General features: G+C 40.8%; 7 protein-coding genes. All 7 read left to right on the top strand.

Going from position 1 to position 11,758, the window contains the following annotated elements; genetic code table 11:
- Position 1 precedes the first annotated feature (1 nt).
- The 7 genes from HY817_00835 (at position 2) to fusA (ending at position 11,693) form a co-directional block, all read left to right on the top strand.
- A complete protein-coding gene (locus tag HY817_00835; protein MBI4835785.1) occupies positions 2 to 3,505 on the top strand; it encodes a DNA-directed RNA polymerase subunit beta in 3,504 nt (1,167 codons plus the stop codon).
- A gap of 37 nt (positions 3,506 to 3,542) precedes the next feature.
- A complete protein-coding gene (rpoC, locus tag HY817_00830) occupies positions 3,543 to 7,415 on the top strand; it encodes a DNA-directed RNA polymerase subunit beta' (GenBank protein MBI4835784.1) in 3,873 nt (1,290 codons plus the stop codon).
- Positions 7,416 to 7,459: 44 nt separating this feature from the next.
- Positions 7,460 to 7,876 (top strand): 30S ribosomal protein S12, encoded by a 417-nt coding sequence (gene rpsL, locus HY817_00825; protein MBI4835783.1) that lies wholly within the window; start codon positions 7,460 to 7,462, stop codon positions 7,874 to 7,876.
- A gap of 6 nt (positions 7,877 to 7,882) precedes the next feature.
- Positions 7,883 to 8,314: a 30S ribosomal protein S7 gene (rpsG, locus tag HY817_00820; GenBank protein ID MBI4835782.1), complete on the top strand. Its 432-nt coding sequence runs from the start codon at positions 7,883 to 7,885 to the stop codon at positions 8,312 to 8,314.
- Positions 8,315 to 8,333: 19 nt separating this feature from the next.
- The gene (locus HY817_00815) at positions 8,334 to 9,002 is read left to right on the top strand and encodes an NYN domain-containing protein (GenBank protein MBI4835781.1); all 669 of its coding nucleotides are present in this window, start codon (positions 8,334 to 8,336) and stop codon (positions 9,000 to 9,002) included.
- Between the two features lie 61 nt (positions 9,003 to 9,063).
- Positions 9,064 to 9,480: a hypothetical protein gene (locus HY817_00810; GenBank protein ID MBI4835780.1), complete on the top strand. Its 417-nt coding sequence runs from the start codon at positions 9,064 to 9,066 to the stop codon at positions 9,478 to 9,480.
- A 143-nt stretch (positions 9,481 to 9,623) separates the two neighbouring features.
- Positions 9,624 to 11,693 (top strand): elongation factor G, encoded by a 2,070-nt coding sequence (gene fusA, locus HY817_00805; protein ID MBI4835779.1) that lies wholly within the window; start codon positions 9,624 to 9,626, stop codon positions 11,691 to 11,693.
- Positions 11,694 to 11,758: the final 65 nt, after the last annotated feature.

Here is an 11,758-nt window from a genome sequence, read left to right as displayed (position 1 = left end):
TATGGCCCAATCTTTTACTGAGCGCAAGTACTTCACTCCAGCAGCAGATATTTTAGATTTGCCCAATTTGATTGAAATACAGCTCGATTCGTACCGTTGGTTCCTGGAAGAAGGTATCCAAGAATTATTGGAAGAAGTAAATCCTATTCAAGATTTTACCGGTAAAAATCTTGAGCTTCATTTTCTTAAACATATGTTGGATAAGCCAAAGTATGATGAAAAGGTGGCCAGGGAGAAAAATATCACTTATGAATCCCCCTTACGCTGTCAGGTGCAGCTAATTAATAAAGTCACCGGTGAAGTGAAAGAACAAGAGGTGTTTTTGGGCAATTTACCAATGATGACCCCCCGGGGGACATTCATTATCAATGGTGTAGAGCGCGTGGTAATTAGTCAGATTGTGCGCTCACCTGGTGTTATTTTTACCAAAGATGAAAACACTGGTTTCTTTGGCGCAAAAATCATTCCTAATCGGGGAGCGTGGTTAGAAATTGAAACTGGTAAAAAGGGTGTGATCACCGTAAAAGTTGATCGCAAAAGAAAGGTGCCGGTGACCGCTTTATTAAGAGCATTTGGCTTTGGCAAAGATAAGGATATTTTGGATTTATTCAAAGGTGCCAGTGAAGGAGCGGAAATTGATTTCGTTTTATCTACTCTAGAAAGAGACAGTACTAGTAATGAAGAAGAAGGATTGCAGGCTGTTTACAAACGTATTCGCCCAGGTGATTTAGCTACTTCAGAGAATGCTAAATCTCTATTACAATCTATGTTTTTTGATTATCGCCACTATGATATTGGTCGTGTGGGCAGATATAAGATCAACAAACGACTCGCAGTCAAAACATCAATAGACCGAGAGCATCGTGTTTTCCAAGTAGATGACCTGGTGCTTATTATCAAAGAAATTATTAGACTTAATAATACCCCAAGCGCAACAGAAGATGACATTGATCATTTAGGTAATCGCCGGGTCCGTCCAGTTGGTGAATTGGCGCAAAATAAGTTTCGCGTAGGTTTATTGCGTACTGAACGTATTTGTAAAGATCGCATGACAGTACTAGATCTAGAGACTGTGGTACCAACCCAGTTGATCAATGCTCGTCCTATTATTGCTGCCATGAGAGAATTTTTCGCCAGCTCTCAATTGTCTCAATTTATGGATCAAACCAATCCTTTGTCTGAGCTTGATCACAAACGACGTCTATCAGCCACTGGACCGGGAGGACTTACTCGTGAACGAGCATCATTTGACGTTCGTGATGTACATCGTACTCATTATGGCCGTATTTGTCCCATTGCCACTCCAGAAGGACCAAATATTGGTTTGGTAGTACATATGGCCACATATGCACGCATCAATGAGCATGGTTTCATTGAAACACCCTACCGTAAGGTAGCTAGTGTGGTGCCAAATAAAGAAAAAAATTTACTAGGCCGCACTCTTGGCGAAGCTATTTTTGATCCAAAAACGAAGAAAGAACTAATTGCTGATCGTTCTGTAATAGGTAAGAAAGAGCTTGCCATTTTGAGCAAATTAAAGGACTTAAAAGAAGTGCAAGTACGCCCTTTTGTCACTGAATTTGTTCAATACTATGATGCTGATGAAGAGACTGATTTTGTCGTATCGCAAGCTACCGCGTCATTAAATGACATGGGAGAATTCGTGGAGAATCGTGTTTCTGCACGTAGAGATGGTGAAGCTGCTTTGTATCATATCAAAGAGTTGACCCATATTGATATTGCTCCAAAACAAGTAGTGTCAGTATCTACCTCCCTTATTCCTTTCGTAGAACATGATGAAGGAGCTAGAGCTTTGATGGGATCAAATATGCAACGTCAAGCAGTGTCTTTGATTTTACCTGAGGCTCCAGTAGTTGGTACTGGTATGGAAGGTTTTGCTGCTGTTAATTCTCAACAAGTTGTTATCGCTGAAGACGATGGAGAGATTTCTTATGTAGATGCTACTCATATCACTATGATTACCAGTGCTGGTAAAAAAGTGACGTATGAACTCAATACATTTTCTCGCTCTAATCAAGGCACCTGTATTCATCAACGCCCTATTGTAGAAAAACATCAAAAAGTAAAAAAGGGTGATGTTCTGGCTGATGGCCCAGCAACTGACCAAGGAGAATTAGCTCTTGGCAGAAATCTACTAGTAGCTTATATGCCATGGCAAGGAGGAAATTTCGAAGATGCCATTCTTATTTCTGAAACAATAATTAAGAATGATTGTTATTCTTCAATTCATATTGAAGATTATCCTGTAGATGTTCGCGATACCAAGCTTGGACCTGAAGAAATTACTCGTGATATTCCTAATATTGGTGAAGATAAATTAAAAAATCTCGATGAAGATGGCATTATCCGAATTGGTGCTGAAGTAAAAGAAAGTGATATATTAGTTGGCAAATTGACACCCAAGGGTGAAACCGAATTAACGGCTGAAGAAAGATTATTACGAGCAATTTTCGGTGAGAAAGCACGTGAAGCGAAAGATAGTAGTTTACGAATGCCCGGAGGCAGCCAAGGTAAAGTGGTGGGCATTAAAGTTTTTTCTAGAGACAAAGGTGACGAATTACCAACTGGAGTAATTAAACAAGTGGTAGTTAGCGTGGCTCAAATTAAACGTTTGCAAGTTGGTGATAAATTAGCAGGCCGTCATGGAAATAAGGGTGTTATTTCTCGCATTGTAAAAATTGAGGACATGCCCTATCTCGCTGACGGAACACCAGTAGATATCGTGCTCAATCCCCTCGGTGTGGTGAGTCGTATGAACATTGGTCAATTACTAGAAGCCGAATTAGGTTGGGCGGCTCGTCAATTAGGATTCAAAGTGGCAACACCAGTATTAAACGGTATTTCTGAACAAACTATTCGTGACCTACAAGCAAAAGCAGGCATTACGAAAACAGGAAAAGTACAATTGTATGATGGTACCACTGGCGAACCGTTTGATAATGAAACATTGGTGGGCGTGACTTATATTATGAAGCTGTCACATCTGGTAGATGACAAGATTCATGCTCGTTCTATCGGACCATATTCATTGGTTACTCAACAACCGTTGGGAGGCAAAGCACAACATGGTGGCCAGAGATTTGGGGAAATGGAAGTATGGGCACTTGAGGCCTATGGTGCTGCCTATACTTTACAAGAAATGCTGACTATTAAATCAGATGATGTTGTCGGAAGATCAAAAGCTTATGAAGCAATTGTCAAAGGCGAGCCAATCAAGAAACCTCGCACACCAGAATCATTCAACGTATTGGTACGTGAGTTACAGAGTTTAGGTTTGAATGTTGATCTTTATAGCCGAGAACAGGTGCCTTCAGAAGACTTCAATTTCAATGAACTCTTAAGTGGTAATGTTGATGCATTCTTAGAAAGACAACAAGCAGCAAAAGTAACCGCTCATCATGAGCCAAGAGCTAGTAGCGAAGTACCAGCTGAAGCTCCAGCAGCAGCTCCTGTGCAAGCAAATACAGACACACCACAAGCATAATTTCAATCTTCTATTTTTATAACATTGCTTATAACTTATGGCACAATCATTTCATCGCCAAGACAAAAGCTACATTCCTCATGATTTCGATGCTATTGCAGTATCGGTAGCATCACCAGAGCAGATTCTCTCTTGGTCATATGGCGAAGTCACCAAGCCGGAAACTATTAATTATCGCACCCAGAAACCAGAGCGCGATGGGCTATTCTGCGAAAGAATATTTGGCCCTACCAAAAATTGGGAATGTTACTGTGGAAAATATAAAAAAGTCCGGTATAAAAATATCGTCTGTGATCGCTGTGGTGTAGAAGTTACCCGTTCATCAGTCCGTCGTGAACGCATGGGACATATTAAATTAGCTGTACCAGTAACTCATATTTGGTTTTTGCGTTCTACTCCTTCTCGTATTGGTTTGCTGCTCAATCTTTCAATCAAAACCCTCGAACAGGTAGTTTACTTTGCTAGTTACATCATTGAGGATGTGAATCAAGAAGCAAAAGCCTCTGCAGTTAAAGAGTTGGAACACGATTATCGCAATCGTAGCAAGCGCATGCAAGAAACTTACGAGCAGAAAGCAAATGAAATGCGTGTCCAAAAAGCAGCCGCTAAAGAGCTGCAGAAATATCAAGAAGAACAAGCAGAAGAATTGAGCCTACTCACAGAGAATTTTGAAAAGGCGCGAGAAGATCTTAAGAGTATTGAAAAGTACGCAGTGGTATCCGAATTGAAATATCGTGATTTATCCATGAAATTTGGTCATGTATTTCGCGCTGGTATCGGTGCTCAAGCAATCCGTGATGTAATCGAAAATATTGATTTAGTGAGTTTATTAAGAGAATTACGTGAAGAGTTAAAGAATGCTCAAGGGCAAAAGCGTAAAAAAATCAGTAAGCGTCTCATGCTAGTAGGAAATTTGATTAAATCTGGTATTCGTCCTGAATGGACAGTAATGACTATATTACCGGTAATTCCACCAGATATTCGTCCTATGGTTCCATTGGACGGTGGCCGCTATGCAGCCTCTGATCTCAATGATCTTTATCGTCGTATTATTAATCGCAACAATCGCCTGCGTCGTTTATTAGAGATCGGCGCACCAGAAGTTATTTGTCGCAATGAAAAGCGTATGTTGCAAGAAGCGGTAGACGCGTTGATCAACAATTCTGCGCGTGCGGGTCGTGCTGTAACCAAAACAGGATCTTCTCGATTACAATTGAAGAGTCTCTCCGACATGCTTAAGGGAAAACAAGGACGATTCCGTCAGAATCTGCTGGGCAAACGCGTTGACTATTCTGGTCGCTCTGTAATTGTAGTTGGTCCCAAATTGAAACTCCATCAGTGCGGATTACCAAAGAAAATGGCACTTGAGTTATTCAAACCATTTATTATTGGCAAATTAATTCAAAAAGGTCATGCCCACAATATTAAGAATGCCGAGAAACTAATTGAATGGGAACGCTCAGAAGTATGGGATGCTTTGGAAGAAATTACCCAAATGAATTATGTTCTTTTGAATCGTGCACCGACATTGCATCGTCTGGGTATTCAAGCTTTTCAACCAGTTCTCATTGAAGGCAAAGCTATTCAGCTGCATCCCCTTGTTTGTTCAGCATTCAACGCTGACTTCGATGGAGATCAAATGGCCGTACATCTTCCACTTTCTGTACAAGCACAGGAAGAAGCTCATGAAGTGATGCTATCTGCTAAAAATTTACTTAAGCCATCAGATGGTCAAGCCATCACCCCACCATCTCTTGATATGGTATTGGGTTGCTATTATCTCACTCAAGAAGGAAAGAAAGCATCTAAGATTGTATTTGGCACTATTCATGAAGCAATCACAGCCTATCGTCTCGGCTATGTAGGCTTACGAGACAAGATCAAGGCCCGAGTGAAAGATCAATTAGTGGACACCACGGTAGGACGTTTAATTTTTAACAGCTTTTTACCTGAAGAATTAGGATTCCAAAACAAGACCTTGAACAAAAAGGAATTGGGAGGATTAATTGGCGATTGTTATGAAAAGTGTGGCCCAGAAAAGACAAGTTTATTGGTTGACGAAATCAAACGAGTAGGATTTAAATTTGCCACCAAATCAGGAATTAGTTTGGCTGTGCATGATTTTCAGGTACCAGCCAAGAAACAAGAAGTGCTTGAGCAAGCTGGTGAATTGGTAACTGAAGTTATTCGTAAGTATCGCAAGGGTCTGCTTACTGATGAAGAACGCTATACTAATATTTTGAAGGTGTGGAAAAATGCTAAGGAAGATATTGCTAAGGAAATTACTAAAATCATTGATAAAGATGGCACAGTGTTCACCTTAATTGATTCTGGAGCCCGTGGTACTTGGAGTCAGATTACTCAGATTGCCGGTATGAAAGGACTGGTAGCTAATCCTGCCGGAAAGACAATTGAATTAAATATCAATTCCAACTTTATTGAAGGCTTCCACGTATTGGAGTACTTCATTGCCCAACATGGTGGACGTAAAGGTAAATCTGACACTGCACTAAAAACAGCCAATGCGGGTTATCTAACACGTCGTCTCGTTGATGCTGTACAAGATTTTGTGGTTAGAGAGATTGACTGTGGCACTAAAGGAATCAATCCAATAGCTATTGCCGAAGCGAAAAAAGCTGGTGAGAAACTAACCAATCGTATTTTTGGTCGTACATTGGCACAACCAATCACTAATCCCAAGACTGGTGAAGTACTTGCTGAAGCGGGTGATGAAATTGATTTAAACTTAGTACGCCTAATAGAGAAAGTAGATATTGATACCATTTTTATTCGCTCAGTAATCACTTGTGAGACAATAGATGGTGTGTGTCAACGATGTTACGGTAGAGATCTGGCTTACAATAAAACTGTGGAACTAGGTACTGCCGTTGGTATTATTGCTGCCCAAAGTATTGGTGAACCAGGTACCCAGCTAACCATGAGAACTTTCCACTCTGGAGGAGTTGCCGATGTAAAGGATATCACCCAAGGTCTTCCTCGTGTGGAAGAATTATTTGAGGCAAGAACGCCTAAGACACCAGCAGTGTTGGTAGAAATTGATGGAACAGTGAGCATTGAAAGAAGAACTAATCAAAATGCTGTTACCATTACTGCCAATAAATTAGGCAGTGATGTTTATGACATCGAGGGTTACACTGCTTTGGTAAAGGATGGAATGATAGTGAATCCTAAAGAGATCATTGCCAAGAACCAAAAAAATCAAGATGTTATTCGTGCTATCAATAGAGGCAAAGTGAAAGTATCTGGCACCAAACTTACCATTGCACATACTGAATTAGTAAAACGTGAATATGTTATTTCTGCTCGCTCCCCTCTTCGTGTACCAGAAGGAGCTAATGTGAAGGCCGGCAGCACACTCACTGATGGGCATTTGAACTTAGTAGATTTGATCAACCTCACCGATATTCTTACCGCTCAAAAGTACATCATCAATGAAGTGCAGAGCATTTATTCTGCCCAGGGACAAACTATCAATGACAAGCATATCGAAATTATTGTGCGCCAAATGTTTTCTAAGGCGCGCATCGTTGATAGTGGTGACTCAACCTATTTACCAGGACAAGTAGTTTCTTTCCTGCGTATTGGTAATGTGAATAAACAACTAGAAGAGCAAGGGAAACGACCAGCTCGCTTCGAACGTTTACTACTAGGTCTGATCCGTACTTCACTTACTACTGAAAGCTGGTTGTCTGCTGCTTCATTCCAAGAAACTATTCGTGTCTTGGTGGAGGCTGCTGTAACTAAAAAAGTAGATAATCTCCGCGGCCTCAAAGAGAATGTGATCATTGGACGACTGATCAAAGCAGGCAAAATCTATAAGGCTGAGTATGAAGGAAAGACCGTAGAACAACCGATTTTGAGTGAAGAAGAGATTGCAAGCCTAGCTTGACGGATTTACAACCTTTCGTTAATTTAACCCAGCTTACAAATATTATGCCAACAATTAATCAATTAATTCGCAAACCACGCAAGAAAGTGTGGGCAAAATCCAAGTCTCCTGCACTACAATTTGCCCGCAATGTTTTGAAAAAGGTGGATGTTCCCTTGAAACGTGGAGCACCACTGAAGCGTGGTGTTTGTACCAAAGTGACAACGATGACACCCAAGAAACCAAACTCAGCGATCCGAAAAATTGCTCGTGTGAAACTTAGTAATGGCCTAGAAGTAACAGCTTATATTCCTGGTGAAGGTCACAACTTGCAAGAGCACTCTGTAGTAATTATTCGTGGTGGCCGTGTGAAAGATCTTCCTGGTGTTCGCTACCATATTGTTCGCGGTAGCTTGGATACCTCTGGTGTAGATGCTCGTCGCCAAGGCAGAAGCAAATATGGTAATAAACGTCCTAAGTAATAGTGTATGAAAAAACGTGTTATAACTCTCAAAGACAAGCTCACCAACATGGTCATGATGCGCGGCAAGAAATCTCTTGCGGTAGACATTGTGAATCGTGCTTTCGCTAAAATTGGCGAACAAAAGAAAAATGCTGATGATATCTTTCACCTAGCATTTGAAAATGTTGCCCCATTAGTAGAAGTAAAAGCACGGCGTATTGGTGGTTCCAACTATCAAATTCCAATGGAAGTAAAACCAAACCGTCGCCAGACTTTGGCATTACGATGGATTATTGGTGCTGCCCGAGAACGAAAAGGTGATGATATGGCTGACAAATTAGCGGCTGAATTATTGGAAGCGAGCCAGAGCCAAGGTGGTGCTATCAAAAAACGTGATGACACGCATCGTATGGCAGAGGCAAACAAAGCATTTGCTCATTTTGCTAAATATTTTTAGACAACATTGCTGACTCAGCATGAAAAAAGGTACTCTACATTTAGTAGGTACCTTTTTTCATATTAGCTTTATGCCCCAAACCAATATTGCAGAAATTCTCCAAGGTAGAGTCAGCATTTTTATTGATTCTAGTAATGTTTTTTACATCAGTAAAAGATTACGAGTACGGATAGATTATGAAAAGGTTTTACAATTTTTCCGTAATTTTGATCAAGATGTGAAGTGCTACTTTTACTCTGCCTATCAGGAAGGGTATGAAAAACAAATGGAATACTTTGCCACTCTAGAAAAAGCGGGAATAGTGGTAAGAAAAAAACCTTTGAAGTTTATCACTACTCCCCGAACCACTAAAGGCACAAAACATCAAGATAAGACTAAAAAAAGTGATGCGCTAGAGCCAGAAGAAGAAGGCTTTTTTAAGGGCAATATGGATGTCGAATTAGCGATAGATGCTATTCGCATGATGTCTCAATATGATACCTTTGTCCTTTTTTCCGGAGATAGCGATTTTCATTCCCTACTTGCCTACTTAAAAGAACACGGGAAAAATGTAGTGGTAATATCTCACCCTGGTTTTGTGGCAGAAGAACTCACTGAGACAGCTCATTTTATTAATATAGGTGAATATCTTAGAAAAAAACGCCGAGATCAAACCATAAACAAACCATCTCACAGGACACGAGGTTGATGAGTTAAATCATTGACACAATAAGATTTTGCTGTGATATTGTGGTACTTTTTCAAAGTTTATGAGCATACGAGAGTTACTACCAGAATCAGTCATTGGCGAACACTCCCCTGATGAATTAGAACGACAACGATATGAACGCGCATTTAGCAGATTACCCAAAGAAGTGGTGGCCATGCTAAGAATAGGCATCAGACATGTATTAGGAGGAGACCGAAGTGGTAATTGGTTTAGAAACCAAGAAATTGGATTCACTATTGCATCATCCACACATCTGGCTACTATAACTGTAAGGGCCACAGGTCATATTGTAGCTACGGCTGAAAGTGCTGCAATTCCTACTATTACTTGCTTATTTGGCCATGTACCACCGAGAGTCCCTCGCGATACCATAGTAACAAATACTATCAGTAATGATTCCAGAGAAATCATTCCTTGTGCAGACGCATTAGTTAAGTTTGTTTCCCAGACTGAGTAATTAGATACTATCTAAAGTCTTACAAATCTTTCCCAAGAGTTAAATTGCCAACTTGCAGCTTTTCTTTTAGAATGCTCGCGCTTTATCGACTTTAAAAAGTTCAAAGCTTAATTAGTTATTATTTATTATTCATTTCTTAGTTTATGGCTGATCTCACGAAGCTACGTAATATTGGTATCATCGCCCACATTGATGCGGGTAAGACTACTGTCTCTGAGCGTATTCTTTTCTACACTGGCAAAACTTATAAAATCGGTGAAGTGCATGAAGGTGAGGCAACTATGGACTGGATGGAACAAGAGCGTGAACGTGGTATTACTATCACCTCAGCAGCCACCACTTGTGCTTGGAAAGGTATTCAGATCAACTTGATCGACACTCCGGGACACGTAGATTTTACTGTGGAGGTAGAGAGATCTTTGCGCGTACTTGATGGTGGTGTCGCAGTATTTGATGCTTCTCAAGGTGTCGAACCACAATCTGAGACAGTATGGCGCCAAGCTGATAAATATCACGTGCCTCGCATTGCCTTTGCCAACAAAATGGACAAAACTGGCGGGGACTTTTTTATGACCTTAGAATCTATCCACAAACGCTTAACGCCAAATGCTGTCGCTATCCAATATCCAATTGGTAAAGAAGGCGCATTTAAAGGAATAGTAGATTTGGTACAAATGAAGGCTTTCACCTTTGACGGCGAACATGGAGAAAATATAGTGGAAATGGAAATTCCCGCTGAGATTAAAGATGAAGTCACTTCCTACCGCGCCACCTTGGTAGAAAAAGTATCAGAACATGATGATGCTTTGATGGAAAAGTTTTTAGAGGGCGCTGAGCCTAGTACTGATGAAATCAAAGCAGCTTTGCGCAAGGCAACGGTTAGTGGCAAACTCTATCCTGTTCTTTGTGGTACAGCATTGCAAAACAAGGGTGTTCAATTAGTACTTGACGCTGTTATTGACTACCTTCCCTGTCCCTTAGATTTACCACCGATTCAAGCAACCACCCCTAAAGATGGTCAACCAGTAGAGATCAAACCCGATGATAAGGCAAACTTCTGTGGTTTAGCATTCAAAATCGCTAGTGATCCTTTTGTGGGGAAATTGATATTCTTCCGTGTCTATTCAGGTATATTAAAGTCCGGTAGTTATGTAATGAATTCATCTACTGGCAATAAAGAGCGCATTGGTCGCTTGGTGCAAATGCATGCAAATAGCAGACAAGAAATTGAAGAGGTACATGCTGGCGATATTGCAGCCGCAATTGGTCTAAAAGATACAGTAACAGGAAACACTCTTTGTGATCCCGATCACCCATTGCTACTTGAATCTATTAAATTCCCTGAACCAGTTATTCAAATTGCGATTGAACCAAAGACCAAGGCAGACCAAGACAAAATGGGTATTGCGCTCAGTCGTTTAGCTGAGGAAGATCCTACTTTCCGAGTATCTAGCAATGAAGAGACGGGCCAAACATTAATCGCGGGTATGGGAGAACTGCATTTGGAAATTATTGTGGATCGCATGAAAAGAGAATTCAAAGTTGAGGCAAATGTTGGTAAGCCTCAAGTGGCATATCGTGAAACCATTCAGAAGACCACTGAACAAGAGGGTAAATATATCAAACAAAGCGGTGGTCGCGGACAATACGGTCATGTATGGCTACGTCTTGATCCAGTAGAACCAGGAGTCGGTTACTCATTTGAGAGTGAAATTAAAGGTGGTATTATTCCTCAAGAGTTTATTCCAGCTATTGATAAAGGTATTCGTGAATCAATGAAAACCGGCGTGCTCGCTGGCTATCCAATGGTTGATGTTAAAGCAGCCGTATTTGATGGTTCTTATCATGATGTTGACTCATCTGAAGTTGCTTTCAAAGTTGCTGCCTCTATGGCATTCAAAGATGGTTGTAAGAGAGCAGATCCATGTTTGCTCGAACCAATCATGAGTGTAGAAGCAACCACACCAGAAGAATTTATGGGAGATATTATGGGCAATTTGAACTCTCGTCGTGGTCGTATTGAATCTATGGAAGATCGCGGTATGGCAAAAGTTATCCGCGCTAAAGTACCTTTGGCTAATATGTTCGGCTATGCCACTGACCTTCGCTCTATGAGCCAAGGTAGAGCCGCGTATAGTATGGAATTTTTTGCTTACGAAAAGGTCCCTCAGAATGCTGCTGAGTTGATTATTAAAGAGCGAACAGGAGCCTAGGTGAAAGAGCTAAAAGCTTAAAGCTAAGAGCTGAGAGTGATGCTAAATATCTTGGCTCTTAGCAC

It is taken from the genome of Candidatus Abawacabacteria bacterium, from assembly GCA_016207805.1.
In the GTDB taxonomy this organism is placed as follows: Bacteria; Patescibacteriota; Gracilibacteria; order RBG-16-42-10; family RBG-16-42-10; genus JACQZO01.
The sequence above is the reverse complement of the archived record's forward strand: the minus strand, read 5'-3'. Positions and strand labels throughout refer to the sequence as shown.

Coding starts and splice junctions, on each gene's coding strand:
- rpsL (MBI4835783.1), top strand. CDS start 7,460: ATGCCAACAATTAATCAATTAATTCGCAAACCACGCAAGAAAGTGTGG.
- fusA (MBI4835779.1), top strand. CDS start 9,624: ATGGCTGATCTCACGAAGCTACGTAATATTGGTATCATCGCCCACATT.
- rpoC (MBI4835784.1), top strand. CDS start 3,543: ATGGCACAATCATTTCATCGCCAAGACAAAAGCTACATTCCTCATGAT.
- HY817_00810 (MBI4835780.1), top strand. CDS start 9,064: ATGAGCATACGAGAGTTACTACCAGAATCAGTCATTGGCGAACACTCC.
- HY817_00815 (MBI4835781.1), top strand. CDS start 8,334: ATGAAAAAAGGTACTCTACATTTAGTAGGTACCTTTTTTCATATTAGC.
- HY817_00835 (MBI4835785.1), top strand. CDS start 2: ATGGCCCAATCTTTTACTGAGCGCAAGTACTTCACTCCAGCAGCAGAT.
- rpsG (MBI4835782.1), top strand. CDS start 7,883: ATGAAAAAACGTGTTATAACTCTCAAAGACAAGCTCACCAACATGGTC.